This is a genomic window from Bordetella sp. BOR01 (genome assembly GCF_019218885.1).
Classification (GTDB): domain Bacteria; phylum Pseudomonadota; class Gammaproteobacteria; order Burkholderiales; family Burkholderiaceae_B; genus Bordetella_A.
Map to the genome: position 1 here is coordinate 379960 of NZ_JAHUWT010000002.1, position 14833 is coordinate 394792.

The 14833-nt window shown below is 60.7% G+C and carries 16 protein-coding genes; 11 read left to right on the top strand and 5 right to left on the bottom strand.

Annotated features, from left to right (window positions below; all coding sequences use genetic code 11):
• The first annotated feature begins 13 nt into the window (after nt 1-13).
• The 3 genes from KW845_RS09565 to KW845_RS09575 all read left to right on the top strand — a co-directional run bounded on the left by KW845_RS09565 (nt 14) and on the right by KW845_RS09575 (nt 2589).
• Nucleotides 14-862, top strand: coding sequence for an alpha/beta fold hydrolase (locus KW845_RS09565; RefSeq protein WP_218368998.1), 849 nt, complete (start codon nt 14-16; stop codon nt 860-862).
• 50 nt (nt 863-912) lie between these two features.
• A complete protein-coding gene (locus KW845_RS09570; protein WP_218368999.1) occupies nt 913-1887 on the top strand; it encodes a tripartite tricarboxylate transporter substrate binding protein in 975 nt (324 codons plus the stop codon).
• 75 nt (nt 1888-1962) lie between these two features.
• Nucleotides 1963-2589 carry a toxin-antitoxin system YwqK family antitoxin gene (locus KW845_RS09575; RefSeq protein WP_218369000.1) on the top strand — a complete coding sequence of 209 codons (627 nt, stop codon included), beginning with the start codon at nt 1963-1965 and terminating at the stop codon, nt 2587-2589.
• Nucleotides 2590-2642: 53 nt separating this feature from the next.
• On the opposite strand, the gene KW845_RS09580 is transcribed toward KW845_RS09575, so the two are convergent.
• The 5 genes from KW845_RS09580 to KW845_RS09600 form a co-directional block, all read right to left on the bottom strand.
• On the bottom strand, nt 2643-3335 hold the full coding sequence (locus KW845_RS09580; RefSeq protein WP_255592519.1) for a molybdopterin-binding protein: 693 nt from the start codon (nt 3333-3335) through the stop codon (nt 2643-2645).
• Nucleotides 3336-3415: 80 nt separating this feature from the next.
• Nucleotides 3416-4282 carry a cytochrome b/b6 domain-containing protein gene (locus KW845_RS09585; protein WP_255592520.1) on the bottom strand — a complete coding sequence of 289 codons (867 nt, stop codon included), beginning with the start codon at nt 4280-4282 and terminating at the stop codon, nt 3416-3418.
• A 60-nt stretch (nt 4283-4342) separates the two neighbouring features.
• Nucleotides 4343-4978, bottom strand: a complete 636-nt coding sequence (locus KW845_RS09590) for a hypothetical protein (protein ID WP_218369002.1) — start codon at nt 4976-4978, stop codon at nt 4343-4345.
• Nucleotides 4979-5096: 118 nt separating this feature from the next.
• Complete coding sequence (locus KW845_RS09595; protein ID WP_218369003.1) at nt 5097-5600, bottom strand: hypothetical protein; 504 nt, start codon at nt 5598-5600, stop codon at nt 5097-5099.
• A 79-nt stretch (nt 5601-5679) separates the two neighbouring features.
• On the bottom strand, nt 5680-6261 hold the full coding sequence (locus tag KW845_RS09600; protein ID WP_218369976.1) for a TetR/AcrR family transcriptional regulator: 582 nt from the start codon (nt 6259-6261) through the stop codon (nt 5680-5682).
• A gap of 304 nt (nt 6262-6565) precedes the next feature.
• On the opposite strand from KW845_RS09600, the gene KW845_RS09605 reads away from it, so the two are divergent.
• The 8 genes from KW845_RS09605 to KW845_RS09640 all read left to right on the top strand — a co-directional run bounded on the left by KW845_RS09605 (nt 6566) and on the right by KW845_RS09640 (nt 14801).
• On the top strand, nt 6566-7111 hold the full coding sequence (locus tag KW845_RS09605) for a nuclear transport factor 2 family protein (RefSeq protein ID WP_218369004.1): 546 nt from the start codon (nt 6566-6568) through the stop codon (nt 7109-7111).
• Between the two features lie 92 nt (nt 7112-7203).
• Nucleotides 7204-8013: an SDR family NAD(P)-dependent oxidoreductase gene (locus KW845_RS09610; protein WP_218369005.1), complete on the top strand. Its 810-nt coding sequence runs from the start codon at nt 7204-7206 to the stop codon at nt 8011-8013.
• Nucleotides 8014-8495: 482 nt separating this feature from the next.
• Nucleotides 8496-9224: a nitroreductase gene (locus KW845_RS09615; protein WP_218369006.1), complete on the top strand. Its 729-nt coding sequence runs from the start codon at nt 8496-8498 to the stop codon at nt 9222-9224.
• Nucleotides 9225-9365: 141 nt separating this feature from the next.
• On the top strand, nt 9366-10358 hold the full coding sequence (locus tag KW845_RS09620; RefSeq protein WP_218369007.1) for a tripartite tricarboxylate transporter substrate binding protein: 993 nt from the start codon (nt 9366-9368) through the stop codon (nt 10356-10358).
• A 5-nt stretch (nt 10359-10363) separates the two neighbouring features.
• Nucleotides 10364-11371 carry an SMP-30/gluconolactonase/LRE family protein gene (locus KW845_RS09625; protein WP_218369008.1) on the top strand — a complete coding sequence of 336 codons (1008 nt, stop codon included), beginning with the start codon at nt 10364-10366 and terminating at the stop codon, nt 11369-11371.
• Nucleotides 11368-12327 (top strand): branched-chain amino acid ABC transporter permease, encoded by a 960-nt coding sequence (locus tag KW845_RS09630; protein ID WP_218369009.1) that lies wholly within the window; start codon nt 11368-11370, stop codon nt 12325-12327. Before KW845_RS09625 ends, KW845_RS09630 begins: the two co-directional genes overlap by 4 nt.
• On the top strand, nt 12320-14107 hold the full coding sequence (locus KW845_RS09635) for an ATP-binding cassette domain-containing protein (protein ID WP_370628195.1): 1788 nt from the start codon (nt 12320-12322) through the stop codon (nt 14105-14107). Before KW845_RS09630 ends, KW845_RS09635 begins: the two co-directional genes overlap by 8 nt.
• A complete protein-coding gene (locus KW845_RS09640) occupies nt 14094-14801 on the top strand; it encodes an ABC transporter ATP-binding protein (RefSeq protein ID WP_218369010.1) in 708 nt (235 codons plus the stop codon). The genes KW845_RS09635 and KW845_RS09640 overlap by 14 nt, the downstream gene beginning before the upstream one ends.
• Nucleotides 14802-14833: the final 32 nt, after the last annotated feature.

The following is a 14833-nucleotide window of genomic DNA, read 5'->3' on the forward strand; positions in this document are numbered from 1 at the left end:
CCAGGTGCCCGGCGTGCAGCTTCTTCACGACTTCGTTGAATTGAATGGCGGGCGCCTATGCTTCGTGCGTGGCGGTCTTGGGCGGCCGATCGTATTGATCCACGGCGGCCACGGCGGCTGGGCTCATTGGGCGCGTAACGTCGAACCCCTATCCAAGGCCGCCAAGGTGATCGCGGTCGACCTGCCAGGATTCGGATGCTCGTACGATCCTGGCCGCTGCCTGACCGTCGATGAGCAATGTGCGGTGATGGGGGAGTTTCTCGACCAGCAGGGATTGAGCCGGGTCACCCTGGTGGGCTTTTCGTTCGGCGCTGTCGTGGCTGCAGCGCTGGCACGCACCCGAGCGGACCGGGTGGCATCGCTTGTCGTGGTCAACCCGCCCGGAGTAGGCCCGCGATCCGAATACGCGCTGGCCTTGCCGGCACGCCTGTCGGCCTTGTCGAAGACGGCGGGCTTTCGAGCGGGTGTCGAGGGTGTGTTGCGGGAGCTGATGCTGTGCAACCACGCACTGATCGACTCGGCGCTGATCGATAAAGCCGCCGAGACCATCAGCCAGACGCGGTACGTGACGCGCGGTCTTTCTCAAGGTTCCCAGATGCTGGCGATGCTGGAGCGCGTCAGCCAGGATATCCGCGTGTTTATCGGTGCAGAAGATCCCTTCCACAGCAACGATCTCGAGGGAAGGAAAGCCGGCATCAACGGCCGTGTCGGCTACGACGCCGTCTGTATCGTTCCGCGCGCTGCGCATTGGCTGCAGTACGACCGCGCCGACTTTTTCAACGAGGCCTTGCTTGATTTTCACACCAAAGGTGAGCGCTTGCAGGCCACCTTGGTACCCATAGAACGTAGGGTCGAAGAATAGAGATATTCAGATGTGATCGGCGTTATGCGTTCAACATAACGGAGACAAAAATGAAATCCTGGCAGAAGATCGTTGCGTGGGTGGCTATGGCGATCGGTTGTGGTTCGCCGTTGGCCGTCGCATCCGCGGAGTTCCCGAGCAAGCCTGTGACGATTGTCGTTGGCTATGCACCGGGCGGTGCAACCGACGTGACCGCGCGCATCCTCGCAAAGTCGCTGGCAAAACGGTGGAAGCAGACCGTCGTGGTAGAGAACCGGAGCGGCGCAAGCGGCATGATCGGGGCCGAGTATGTGGCACGCGCGGCCAGCGATGGTTACGTGCTTTTGCTTGGCTACACCCCGGAAGTATCGATCAATACCTTGATCTATAAAACGATGTCGTACGACCCGCGCGCAGATCTGGCACCGATAGCGCTGGTCTCCAGCGCCCATTTGTTTCTCGTTTCCGGTCCGAAGATGCCGGTGGATTCGTTCCAGGCTTTAATGAAGAACAAGGGCAGGGACATGCCCATTACGTTCGGTTCGCCGGGTATCGGCGGCCAGCAGCATCTGGCGGGGGAATACTTGGCGCTTCAGACCGGGCTTCAAATGATGCATATTCCATACAAGGGCGCATCTCCCGCGGTCGCCGATTTGCTGGGTGGTCAGTTTGATGTCTTCTTTTCCACCCCGCCGGTGATCTTGCCGCACATCCGTACCGGCCGCCTCAAACCTATCATGGTCACCAGCAACGAAAGAGACCCGCTGATGCCCGATGTGCCTTCGGCGCGCGAGGTGGGCCTCGAGAATTTCGAGATTGCAAATTGGTTCGGCTTCTTCGGGCCCAAGGGAACGGACCCTGCGATCATAGAAAAAATCTCGGCCGACACTGCGCTGGTTCTTGAAGAGCCCGAAGTGCGCGCACAGCTTCAGGCGAATGGCCTGACCGCCACATACATGAACGCCCCGGCGCTCAAGGCTTACCTGGCCGAGGAAATGGATAAATACGGTGGCATCATCGCCCGATCGGGGATAGAGAAACAATAACGGCCGCGTAACTTGTGAAAACGGATCACTGTACCTACACTTTGCCTGACTTGGACTTAGGATTTGAGGTTTCCGGTGACCTTCTTCTCTTTGCGTGCACGGCTCTTGGCCTGCGTCGTCTTGCTTTGCGTCGCTTTTGCGCCGGCCATGGCGGGTTCTCCGTCCGAGCCAGCCATGGCCGGGCAAATGATCACAAGCCAGATCCCGGGTGGGCAGCAAACCCGGGAGTATGCCCGCAATGGTCGCCTGGTCTACGAGGTGATTGAACGCCAGAAGCTTGTTGGCTCTTCGCATGCCCTTGAAGCGGTCGAGCGGGAATGGCTGGATGATGGCACCCCCATGCGTGACCAGACTTTCCTGGCGGGCAAGGAAATCCAAGCCACCTTCTGGTACATGAACGGCAAGGTGAAGGAAAAGCGCACGGACCAATCCATCCGTAAGCCGGGTGGCATTGCCGGCACTTATGTTGAACACTTCTCGGATCTTGGCGTGCTGCAAGCAAGCGGCGTATACCAAGGCCAGTCTCGGCCGGTGGGGGTGCATCGCGAGTACGATGAGCAGGGGCGGCTCAAAAGGGAACTGACCTATTCCCCTGACGGGGTCAAGCTTTCCGAGAAGGCTCTCGATGCGGAGGGCGCAGAGAAAAGCGCTGCATCGTATTTCCCCGATGGCTCGCGCAAGATAGACAACGGCAGCCCATGAACGGCCCTGCCGTCAGTGTGCATGGTTTGTTCTCACTTGAGGCAGGCGCGGCGTCAGATGCCCGCATACCATTCGTAGCCGCGATCTTCCCAATAGCCGCCTCGGCCACCCCACAAGGCATCGAATGCAGAGACGACTTCGATTCTCATCAGGTACTTTGCCTGCTTGTAACCTAGTTGTCTTTCGACCCGCAGCCGTAGCGGCGCACCGTGCGCAACGGGCAGGTCCTTGCCGTTCATGCCATAGGCGAGAATGGTTTGAGAGTGATAAGCATCCAGCAGGTCGATACTTTCGTAATAGCGGCCGCTGCCGTCGAATGTAATCTCCAGTTCGTCGGCACAGTGGAATACGACATAGCGCGCGCCCGGCTTCAATCGCGCCAGATCCAGGATCCGTCCAAGAGCAACACCTTGCCATTGCCCGATCGCGCTCCACCCCTCGACGCAATCGTGTCGAGTGATCTGTGCGCGCGATGGCAGACGCTTCAGGTCGGAAAGCGCCAAGCTCAGCGGCTGTTCTACCAGCCCATCCACCTGCAATCGCCAATCGACGAAGTCTTGTTCAAGCAAGCGGTTGTACTCCGCGGAATCGGGTGCTTGGGTGCCATTGGCGCGGAACATAGGCGATAGGTCTGCCACGCTGTATTCCCGAGCCAGCGATTGGCGGCCAAGCAGCAACCGCTGGCCGCTCATCGTCAGCTTCTCGGTATTGCGTAGCACCGAGCCGAACTCTGCGCTTTGTGTCATACGATCGCATCCGGCCAGCAAGGCGGAGCCAGCGCCAGCTATCAAGCCGGTCAAAATCCGTCGCCGAGAGAATCCTGGCTTCATGACGCATCTCCCGCATGGTCGATGGCGTAACGCCCGTTGATCATCGACCGCAAGTTGTTCCAGAAACCGGATAAGACAACCATCAACACATGGACGACGACAAACAACACGAGCAGGGACGCCGTGATGAAGTGCAACGTCCGTGCCGAAGGGCGTCCACCGAACAGGTCGGGCAGGAATGGGAAGACGGCGTTCAGGCCGGGCGACATTGTCAATCCGGTCAAGACCATCAATGGAAGCAAGACCAGCGCCACGAGCAAGTAAGTGATTTTTTGCAAGGCGTTATAGCGTCGTGCCTCGCTACCCTTGGCGAAACGAAGACGTGCATGGCCCAGCACTTCGTGCCACAAATGCCGCGGTTTCAACTGGTCTCGATTCGGCAATATGTCTCGGCGGATATGGCCACGCCAGAACCCGTGCGCCAAGTAGACCAGGCCATTGATGACCAGCAGCCAGGCAGAGAGAAAGTGCCAGTTTCTGCCCGCGCCGAGGTCGTGATATGAGGGGATGGTGAGCCAGGTCGGAAACGCCCGCGCCGTGGCGGCATTACCTTCGCGAGAGACCCCCAGAATGCCTGTCGTCTCGATGCGCAGCGAACCGACCTGGAAAAAGCCGTGCAAGCCGTCTTCGTGTTGGCGGGATCCGATGGCAATGAATGCCTGGTCCGCATCTGCCCCATATTGCCCCCAATAAAGCCTGGGGTGCGCATTGAAGATTTGCAGTCCGCTCAGCAACAAGATGGAAAGACAGAACACATTTACCCAGTGAGTGATGCGCACCGTCACTGAATGCCGCCGGATGAACTGACGAGGCGTTGGGCCGGTGGGTGGCACTCGCACGTGCGTTGAATCAGGAGCGCTCATTGGAAAACCTCGCGCCGGCTGGCCGATACCGCCAGCCGGCAATGGTGGTTGCGCCATTGATTACATGGGCGGAACGACACCGTTTTTGCCCACGATCAGTTGGCCTGCGGACAGGGTGCCGTTTGCGTCCTTTTGGGTGGAAATGAACACCGCCGCTTCTGGTTTCACATCGTCGGGCGTGGCGGGCGCCAGCGTGACGACCGGCGTGCCATTGGGAATAGAGATTTTCTTCTCTTGCCCATGATAGTTAACGGTCACGACGCTACCGTCCACCGACTTGACCGCATCCCCGACGGTTGCATTGGTCATCGTGCTGTTGGGTTTCAAGTCCCAGCCGTAGCTGCCTTCGCCAAGCCCCTTCAGGGCCGGCGGGAATATCAGCACTTCCAGTGCGCCGTCGCCGCCTTCAGACTTGGGCAACGATGCAATGCCCACGAAATCGCCCGGCTTGATATCGCTGATACTGGCTTTCTGTACGGCGGATACCTTCCAGCCGTCCGTGAGCTTCACGGTAACCGGCTGGCCATCGCGTGATTTCACCTGAAGCTGGTCGCCCGTCAACGAGACGACATGGCCCCGCACACGGGCGCCCTGGTCAGCTGCGCCAGCGGCAGTGGCGGTGGCCAGGCCCCCGGCCGCGAGTACTGCACCGGTCAGGCTGCTGGCGAGAAGCTTGCGAAGTCGTGAAATATCCATTCTGAATCTCCTGGGCGATATAAGCATCGCGCTACAAATACTTGGCGCATGAGCGAGGAATACCGCCGAGAGCCGCGCCGAAAATCTCTCGAAAGTGACAAGCCGATGCGAAGCCGTACTAAGCCAATTGCGCGCGCCGGCGTTGCGAACGAATCCACCAGGACTGCGCTGCGGATCCCAGCACAAAGATGCCTAGCCATGCCGCTAGCGTGCCGCGCACGATGGGGGATTCAGGTCCATCCGCAAGGGGATGGGCAACGGGCAGCCGCGTCAACGTCTCATTGATCCCGGGGACCAACAGCAGAAAGAAGCTGAATGCGAACCCGAACTGGGATAGGTAGGGCCGAGCGCGTCCCAGGATGGGTAGCTTTGAAACGAATAGCGCGCCGAGTACTGCAAGCAGCGCCAGGATGCCCAGGGCATGGCCGATATTGAAGCCGCCAGCACTGGATAGCCCGAACGAGGTGAACACAGAGACCACCAATCCGGACAGGTAAACCTTGGCGGACCGGGTGGTGGCATCGATTTGCCGGTAGCGGGCGTAGCTATAAAGTCCCGCGGCAAACGTGGCCAGGCTGGCGACGGTATGGAAGGCGCCCAAGGCGGAAATAGGATGAGGCATGTTAGCAACCAACTAGTTGATCGATTGAATAGTCAAAAAAATGAGTGCCTTGCGGCCCTCGTCGTAAGGTAGATCCGGTCTATGCCTTCAGTCGACTTATCGCGGTACGTGAAATTGCCTGGAATGATTCAGGATCCCTCAAGGCCCGCGCAGTCAGCATCGCGCCATGCACCGTGGACATAAAGGTCCGAGCCTCGACCAGGGGGCTATCACGCAATTGGAATTGCGACTTTGCCACACCCTTTTCCAAAACCGTCGCGATCCAGGCCGTCAGGTCTTGGAAATAGCCCCGCACCTCGTCCGCGATCTCTTGCGGGATCATGGGCGATTCGGCAGCCAGCATGGCGCAAATGCACATGGACGACGTGCCCTCGCGTATGCATTCCGTCCAATAATCGGTATAGGCCGTCAGTTGCGCCAGCGGATCATCGATGTGTTGTTCAAGAGCCGCCAGGCCCTCGAGAGCCTGTTCCCGGTGTCGTACGACTACGGTCAGGACCAACTCTGCCTTGCTCGGGAAATGGTGGTGGATGCTGGGCTTGCCGATATGTACCCGTTTGGACACATCGGCATAGCTAAACCCGTGATAGCCACCCGCAGCAAGCAGCAGCTTCGTATGGTCTGCGATTTCGGTTGCCCGGGGGGAAAGCTCCGCGCTCATAGGATATTCACTCGATTTGCTCAAAATGTGTGCAATGCCTGCTTGCATGGCAGCCAATCTACTAGTTGGTCGGCTGAATGTCAAACTTTTTTCGCATGGGTCGAACGAGCACCGTAGAACGCGTTCGATTTCTGGGCAACTTAATTGATCAACTAGTTGGTTGATATAATGCCCTTACTCTATCCCTGCCTTGAGCGCCTTCCATATCTGGCGGCGCACGCCGGCATCGACACCCTCGCGATGCAATTTTTCGGCTTCATAGTGGCGATAGCTGTCATCACCAATGAACGAAGAGAGGTGAAGTATGCACATCGATGGCCTGCACGAACTAGAGCATAGGCTGCGCATCGTCGAGGATAAGCTTGCTATCTACGAGCTGATCGCATCCCATCCGCCCAGCGCAGATACCGGCGCCGCCGGGTACACCATATCGGTCTACCGCGAGGACGGCATATTTGATCGCGGTCCGACCTTGGACGGCGCCAACGGCGCGACGGCTATCGCGGCATTCATACAGAGGCCCGAGCATGGTGAAGCCATCCGCGGCGGACTCGCGCACTTCACCGGCCTGCCCCTCATCGATCTGCGGGGCGATGCCGCGGTGGTCACTTCCTATCTGATGATTGTTCATCTCGACCACGAGGGTGAACCCCGCGCTCTGCCAAACCACGGGGAATCGACGGGATATCGAATCCACCGCACCGTTGTCAATCGCTGGGAACTCGAACGGTGCGATAGCCGATGGACCATCAAGAAACGGACGCTTCTACCCGTCGATGGATCGGAAATTCATCAGGAACTGCTACGAAAGGGGTTGAACGACTTGCACTTTTGCCAACCTGAGGCATAGGAGGCGAAGCCTTCCGCGGTTCGGGGATCCTGGCGTAATTGCCTGCTTCCATCCTCTAATCAGGTTTTGGCGTCGGTCATGGGAATTACGCGATGGATTTGAAGCTTGACGGAAAGGTTGCGCTGGTAACCGGCAGCAGCAAGGGTATCGGCGAAGGAATCGCTCGAGGACTGGCACGCGAAGGAGCCATTGTCATTGTTCACGGTCGCGACAAAACCAAGACCGAGGAAGTGGCTCACGACATCGTCGCGCAGGGTGGGCATGCCCATGTCGTCGTCGGCGACTTGACGCACGACGACGAAGTGCAGCGTCTCGTCGATGAAGCACAATCTCTCATTGGTCCGATCGAGATCGTGATCAACAATGCGGGAGGCTCCGGCGAGACAGAGGACTGGTCCACGACCCGGCCCGAAACATGGGCCCTTGGGTATGACAGGAACGTTCTTGCGGCGGTCAGGGTCACCAGTCGCCTCCTGCCAAGCATGCGGAGGGCGAAATGGGGAAGAATCGTCAACATCTCCAGCCTTGCCGCGTTGATGCCTCCATCTAAAAGGCCAGACTATGCGGCTGCCAAGGCGGCCATGATTGCAATGACTGCCTCCCTGGCCAAGGCCGTCGCGGTGGACGGCATCACGGCGAACTCCGTTTCACCGGGAACGATCCACAGCGCGAGCCTTGACGAGGCCTTCCGTACCGCGGCAATCGCTCGCGGGGTGGCGGCCGATGCCCCATGGAGCGACATTGAGCAAACGGCGCTACCCATGTTCGCCCAGGTTCCCATGGGGCGCGTCGGAACGCTCGAAGAGATCGCGGACGCCGTCTGTTTCCTTGTCAGCCCCCGAGCCAGCTACATCACCGGAGCAAACCTGAGGCTTGATGGCGGAATGTGGCCTGGACTTTAAGGCCGATACTGCGCCGAAGTGTTGCCAGCAGTCGATGAGGTGAGGGGGGTACCGCTGGCTGCGCGAGGGCTTCTTCAGGTGTCTTGCGGGCCGCCCATCGGGTGGTCGAACGGTTGACGGATCAGGCCCATCACATAGGGCAGTTTCCAAGAGGGTTGCCGGCCTTGTCGGTGACTTGACCGTTCATGCCCGCAAAGGTCTTGCTAATTGGATTGGCAGGAATGGTGCAGACGGCACGACGGAACACGTACTTTCAACCAGGCGCACGATGTGGGCCTAGGAACCATGTGCAGCAACGCGCATTTTCATAAGAAAGTCCGATGAATATTAATAAAAATATATGTCTTTTAATTATCATTTAAAGCCAATAGAGTGGCTGCTTAATCAAGACCGGCAAGGCCGGCAAAAAAACATACGCAAGGAGACAACCGTTGCGTGGGGACGCGCAGGATGCGCTGCCCGAGGTATCGGAGAGCGCCATCATGCAAGATTCGGCCAGCCTGCGGTGCGAAATGGTGGACGAGGTCATTACCTCGCGCCGGTCGGTGCGTGCGTTTCGATCGACGCCCGTGGCGCGCACCGACATCGAAGCCGTGCTGCGGGTGGCGGGCCGCGCACCTTCGGGCAGCAATATCCAGCCTTGGCGCGTGTACGTGCTGGCCGGGGCCGCACGGGACGGGCTGTCGCGCGCATTGCTGGATGTCTATAACGACCCAGTACGGCGCGATAGCGAAACCGAGGAATATGCGTACTACCCCACGCAGTGGATATCGCCTTTCGTGGAGCGGCGCCGCAAGGTTGGATGGGATTTGTACGGGCTGCTGGGCCTGACCCGGGAAGACAAGGCTGGCATGCATGAGCAGCTGGGTCGCAACTTCTCCTTCTTCGGTGCCCCGGTAGCCCTGATGTTCACCATGGATCGCACGATGGAGCTGGGATCCTGGCTGGACTATGGGATGTTCCTGCAAAACATCATGATCGCGGCCCGCGGCCGGGGTATCGATACATGCCCGCAGGCGGCTTTCGCGCGTTATCACCGCGTCATCCGCGCCTACCTTGGCATGCCGGATCGTGAACGCTTCGTGTGCGGCATGAGCATGGGCTATGCAGACACCGGTGACGTCGTGAATTCGCTGGTGGTCGATCGGGCGCCGCTGGACCACTACACGGTATTCATGAACGATGAGCCCGCGCGGGCCAAGCACCCATAAGGAGAATCGCAACGGCAGTGCGGTAGCAAGATCAGGCCATCGCAAGAATGGCGATCCCGAGATTGTCGGCAATACCCATGGAAAACAGCAAGCCGAGCTCGCCTGTCCAGGCAGGGCGTCCGGCCATCGAAAGGAGACGATATGAAAGCAAGCAAGGAGAAGTCCGGCCCCACCGGCATGCACAGGCGGGTTGCAGTTTGGGCGGCCGTGGCAGCGATGGGAGTGTCAGGCGTTGCATTTGCGTTTCCCGATCGGCCAGTGCGCCTGGTGGTGGGCTTCCCCCCCGGCGCGTCGGACTTGTCGGCCCGTATCGTGGCGCAGAAAATGTCCGAGCTTTGGGGGCAGCCCGTGGTGGTGGAAAACCGTCCGGGCGCCGCGGGAAATATCGGCGCGACGCAAGTGGCGGCCGCCAAGCCCGACGGCTACACCATTCTATTGGCGGTGAATTCATACACCATCAACACGACGGTGTATCGCAACCTGAAGTGGGGCCTGCTGCGCGACTTCACCGCCATCGGGCGGTACGCGACGTCGCCGATGGTGGTCGTGGTCAACGATCAACTTCCAGTCAAGACCGTTGCCGACCTGATCTCCTATGCCAAGCAAAATCCCGGCGTCTTGAACTACGGTTCGGCGGGCACCGGCACCGCGCCGCATCTGGCCGGCGAGCTGTTTGCCGAGCGTTCCGGTACCAAGATGGTCCACGTGCCATACAAGGGCTCGGCGCCGTCGGTCACCGCGTTGATGGCCAACGAGGTGCAGGTGGCCTTCGGCGCCATGTCGGCGTTTGATGGCGCGGTGCACGATGGCCGGGTCCGGCCCCTGGCCGTCACCACGGCCGATCGCTTTTCGCAATTGCCGCAGGTGCCCACCGTGATGGAAAGCGGTGTATCTGATTTCGATCTGGACATCTGGTACGGCTTGTTGGCGCCGGCTGGCACGCCGCCCGACATCGTGAAGATACTGAGCGATACGCTCGAGCGCGCCGTGGCGGATCCGGCTATCCAGGAAAAACTGCGCGAACGCGGATTGCAGGCGGCTTACCTAACTAGTTCCGACACGACGGCATTGATGAAACGAGACGTCGCGCGGTGGGCGGAAATCGCCCAGCGCTTGAATCTCAGCCTTGAGTAGACGCGATGACATCCCCTGAACAGCAAGGTTGGCAGCGGCTGGAAGCGGCGCTGCGGGAAGATGTCGCATCGACCTCCCAGGACGGGTTGCGCTTTGTCGGCCATGGCTTGCAGCGTCCCGAGTGTGTGTTGACGCACGCGTCGGGCGCGGTCTATGTCTCGGACCGGCGTGGCGGCGTACTCTGCCTGCGGCATGGCGGCCAGCAGCAATTGATCGGGACGTCGAACCTCTTGCCCAATGGTATATCGCTCGAGCGCGATGGGGCATTCCTGGTAGCGAATCTGGGGCCCGATGGAGGGGTGTGGCGCATCGACGCGGAAGGGCGGGCGGCACCGTGGCTGCTCGAGGTCGACAAGCGGCCTTTGGGGGGAGTCAATTTCGTAGCGCGGGATCACGCCGATCGCGTCTGGATCTGCATCAGCGCCACCGATAGCAGCGACCGATATCCATTGGAAGATGCCACGGGCTATATCGTGCTGTGCGACGCTGCGGGTGCCCGGGTGGTGGCAGAGGGATTGCATTACACCAACGAATGCCGCGTCAGCGCTGACGGGACACATCTCTATGTGAATGAGACATTCGGCCGACGACTGGCGCGCTTTCCCATCGGCGCGGATGGCGGTCTGGGCGCGCGTGAAATCGTCAGCGAATTTGAGGCCGGCGATTTTCCCGATGGGTTGACGCTCGACGCGCACGGCGGCGCCTGGGTGATATGCGTGGGGAGCAATCGCGTCTATCGCGTCGGAGCCGATGGCGAGCGTCGCCTGGTGATCGACGATGCCGACGAGGCCACGGTACAGCAGCTGGAGAAGGCGTTCATCGAACGCTCGCTGGATCGGCCCATGTTGTCGGCGGCGCGGGGCAAGCGCTTGAAGAACATTACCAGCCTCGCATTCGGTGGCCCGGATCTGCAAACGGCCTACATGGGTTGTCTGGCCGGCGATGCACTGGCAACCTTCCGATCGCCCGTGGCGGGGCTTCGTCCGCCGCATTGGGACTGGGGGCGGGCATGACAGCGGCAATCATGGCCGAGAATATCCTGCAGGCATTGCTGACCGGCCTGCTGGTCGGAACCATTTATGGCTTGCTGTGCGTAGGGCTGGGCCTGATCTTCAGCGTGATGCGCGTGATCAACTTCGCCCAAGGCGAATTCATGATGATCGGCATGTATGCCGCGCTTTTTTGTTTCCAGACACTTGGATTCGGGTCGGGACTGGGCGTATGGCTGGGGCTGGTCGCGAGCGCGATCGCCGCCGGTGTCATGCTGTATGCGGTCGGAGCCATATTGCATCCGGCGCTGCTGGCGCGAGTGACCGGCACGAGGGTGGCCGGTAGCGAAGGTGATGGACATTATCCGCAACTGACACTGACGCTGGGTCTTTCCCTGCTGCTGGCCAACGGCGGGCTGGTGCTGTTTGGATCTTCGCCCCATACCATCCAGACCGACTTGTCGTCGTCGGCCTGGACCGTAGGGCCGCTGCTTGGCGACGATATCCTGCTGTTCCTGAACAAAGTGCGGGTCCTGACATTCGGCGTGACCTTGCTGGTGGTGTCCTGCGTCGCGTTCTTCATTACTCGAACGCGTACGGGAAAGATTCTTCGAGCTGCCGCCGACAATGCGCTGGCGGCCATTTATATGGGCATCGATGTGACTCGCGCCCATCGCCTGGCGTTCGCGCTGGGCGCGGCCGTCACCGGCATCGCCGGCGGACTGCTGGCGGCCTCGTATCCCTTCCAGCCCTATGTGGGCGTGGAGTTCGTCGTGATCATGTATGCAGGCGTGGTGCTGGGCGGCATGGGAAGTATTCGCGGCGCGTTCTGGGGTGGGCTGACGATCGGGCTGGTGCAGCAGATGTCCAGCCTGGTGTTGCCCATGCAATTGCAGGGCGCGGCCATATTCGCGGTTTTTCTGGCGGTGATGCTGTGCCGTCCGCAAGGCCTGTTCGGAAGGAATACTGATCGTGCCTGACATTCATTCCTCGAACGGCGCGCGGCCAGCCATTCTGTTGACGCTGGGTTTGGCTGCCGCTTATCTGCTGGTGGCGGCCTGGGTCAGTAACCCCTACGTTCTGTTGATCATGACCCTGGTTCCCTTGTGGGCGACCCTGGGCGCGTCATGGAATACCTTCAGCGGCTATTCGGGCCTGCTGTCATTCGGGCATGCTGTCTTCTTTGGCCTTGGCGCTTACGCCGTCGCCATTTCCTTCGCGCAGTTCGGGCTGACACCCTGGCTTGGCCTGTTGCTGGCGGCCTTGTCCGGCGCACTGGCCGGGCTTCTGGTGGGTATTCCCACGTTCAAATTGCGAGGCGTGTATTTCAGCCTGGCGATGCTGGCCTATCCGCTGGCCATGCTCTATGTCTTTGAATGGCTGGGGCTGCAGGAAGTCACGCTGCCGATGAAACGCGAGAATGCAGCGGCCTACATGCAGTTTGCAGATCCTCGAGTGTATGTCCTGCTTGCAGTCGTGATGCTGGTGGCTGCCGTGCTGCTGCAGTTGCGTATCAGCCGCTCGCGCTTCGGTCTGTCGCTGCTGGCAATCAAACAGAACGAGATAGCCGCCGAGACGTCCGGCATCAACCCGTTTCGCTGGAAGCTGGCGGCCCTGGTGCTGTCGGGCGCGATCGCCGGTCTGGCCGGCGGCCTGTACGCAGTGGTCTTGGTGACGGTGACCCCGCATTCCGTATTCGGCCTGCTAGTCTCGGCGCAAGCGTTGATCTTCACGATGTTCGGCGGCGTGGGCTGGGTAGCAGGCCCGGTCATAGGCGCGGCAGTTTTGCTGCCGCTTGGCGAGCTGCTCAGCGCCACCGTGGGCGCCCGCCTGCCGGGCATCCAGGGAGTGCTGTATGGCCTGGCGATCATCCTGGTCGTGCTGTTGGCACCGGACGGCATATTGCCCAAGCTGGCCAGCCGCTACCGAGGGGGGGCAGGGCGCGCCGCCGTATTGTCGGCCCAGACGGTCGGCCTGTCGGCGCAGGCAAGCTCCGAGCCCGTGCATCCCGACCTGCGGCAGGCGCCGGTCATCATGCAGGTGGCCGGCCTGTCCAAGCGGTTCGGCGGCCTGCAGGCGGTCAGCCAGGTGTCGTTCCAGGCGCGCCAGGGCGAGATCCTGGGCATTATCGGCCCGAATGGCGCGGGCAAGACCACGTTGTTCAACCTGCTCAACGGCATTGTGCATCCGACGGCTGGCAGCGTGATCTTCGAAGGTCGTGAACTGGCGGGGCTCAGGCCCTTCGAGATCTGTCGGCTGGGCGTGGGCCGCACATTCCAGGTGGCGCGTATATTCGCGCGGCTGAGCGTACTGGAAAACGTGCTGGTGGGCGCGCTATCGTCCGAGCCTGATGACCGGCGCGCCCGCGAACGTGCCCGCCAGGCGCTCGACCAGGTCGGGCTGGGGGCATGGGCCGATGAGCGGGCAGGCCGCCTGACGGCAGTGCAATTGCGCCTGATGGAACTCGCCCGCGCCCTGGCGATGCGGCCGCGCCTGTTGCTGGTCGACGAAGTGCTGGCCGGCCTGGGTGGCAAGGAAGTGGAGCAGGTCGTCGAGGTACTGACGAAGCTGCGCGCCATGGGCGTGACGCAGATCATCATCGAGCACACCATGCACGCGATGGTAAGGCTGGCAGACCGTTTGCTGGTACTGGACCATGGCAAGGTGCTTTACGTGGGCGAGCCGGCGGCGGTAACCAGCGAGCCCGCCGTCATTGAAGCCTACCTTGGAAAGAAATGGGTGCACCATGCTGCGCATTAACGATCTGTGTGTGTCGTATGGCGATCTGGCGGCGCTGAAGAACGTCAGCATCGATGTGGCGGCAGGCAGCTTTGTGGCAATCGTCGGAGCCAACGGAGCCGGCAAGACCACATTGTTCAAATCCATTTCCGGGGTGGTTGACGCCCTGTCGGGAACGATTTCGTTCGACGGGCAGGAGCTCTCTGGCATCGATCCCGTGCAGCGGGCCCGGCTGGGAATTGCACACGTGCCCGAAGGAAGGCAGGTATTCGGCAACCTGACCGTACTGGAAAACTTGGAAATGGGCGCGCAGACAGCGCAAGCGCTGCGGCGATGGACGTCGTCGCTGGACCTCATCTACGCGTTATTTCCCCGCTTGGCAGAGCGCAAGACGCAGTTGGCGGGAACCTTGTCGGGCGGCGAGCAGCAGATGGTGGCGATCGGGCGGGGCCTGGCCTCGTGTCCGCGGCTGTTAATGCTGGACGAACCATCGATGGGCCTGGCGCCTGCCGTGGCCGACGCCATATTCGAATGCATCGAACAGGTCCACCGCGAAAGCGGCATGGCGGTGTTGCTGGTAGAGCAGCGTGTCACCGAGGCGCTGCAGGCCTGCAGCTATGGCTACGTGCTGGAATCGGGCCGGGTTTCTCTGCAGGGAGATCACGATGCCATGGTTGGCGACCCTCGTATCAAACAGGCATACCTGGGCATGTAGCACAGGGTGTCACGGCGCGTTTTAACGGACGC

Excerpts from the sequence above, each read along its gene's own strand:
- KW845_RS09570 (WP_218368999.1), top strand. The coding sequence starts at position 913 with ATGAAATCCTGGCAGAAGATCGTTGCGTGGGTGGCTATGGCGATCGGT.
- KW845_RS09580 (WP_255592519.1), bottom strand. The coding sequence starts at position 3,335 with ATGACACAAAGCGCAGAGTTCGGCTCGGTGCTACGCAATACCGAGAAG.
- KW845_RS09585 (WP_255592520.1), bottom strand. The coding sequence starts at position 4,282 with ATGAGCGCTCCTGATTCAACGCACGTGCGAGTGCCACCCACCGGCCCA.
- KW845_RS09590 (WP_218369002.1), bottom strand. The coding sequence starts at position 4,978 with ATGGATATTTCACGACTTCGCAAGCTTCTCGCCAGCAGCCTGACCGGT.
- KW845_RS09595 (WP_218369003.1), bottom strand. The coding sequence starts at position 5,600 with ATGCCTCATCCTATTTCCGCCTTGGGCGCCTTCCATACCGTCGCCAGC.
- KW845_RS09600 (WP_218369976.1), bottom strand. The coding sequence starts at position 6,261 with ATGAGCGCGGAGCTTTCCCCCCGGGCAACCGAAATCGCAGACCATACG.
- KW845_RS09605 (WP_218369004.1), top strand. The coding sequence starts at position 6,566 with ATGCACATCGATGGCCTGCACGAACTAGAGCATAGGCTGCGCATCGTC.
- KW845_RS09610 (WP_218369005.1), top strand. The coding sequence starts at position 7,204 with ATGGATTTGAAGCTTGACGGAAAGGTTGCGCTGGTAACCGGCAGCAGC.
- KW845_RS09615 (WP_218369006.1), top strand. The coding sequence starts at position 8,496 with ATGCAAGATTCGGCCAGCCTGCGGTGCGAAATGGTGGACGAGGTCATT.
- KW845_RS09620 (WP_218369007.1), top strand. The coding sequence starts at position 9,366 with ATGAAAGCAAGCAAGGAGAAGTCCGGCCCCACCGGCATGCACAGGCGG.
- KW845_RS09625 (WP_218369008.1), top strand. The coding sequence starts at position 10,364 with ATGACATCCCCTGAACAGCAAGGTTGGCAGCGGCTGGAAGCGGCGCTG.
- KW845_RS09630 (WP_218369009.1), top strand. The coding sequence starts at position 11,368 with ATGACAGCGGCAATCATGGCCGAGAATATCCTGCAGGCATTGCTGACC.
- KW845_RS09640 (WP_218369010.1), top strand. The coding sequence starts at position 14,094 with ATGCTGCGCATTAACGATCTGTGTGTGTCGTATGGCGATCTGGCGGCG.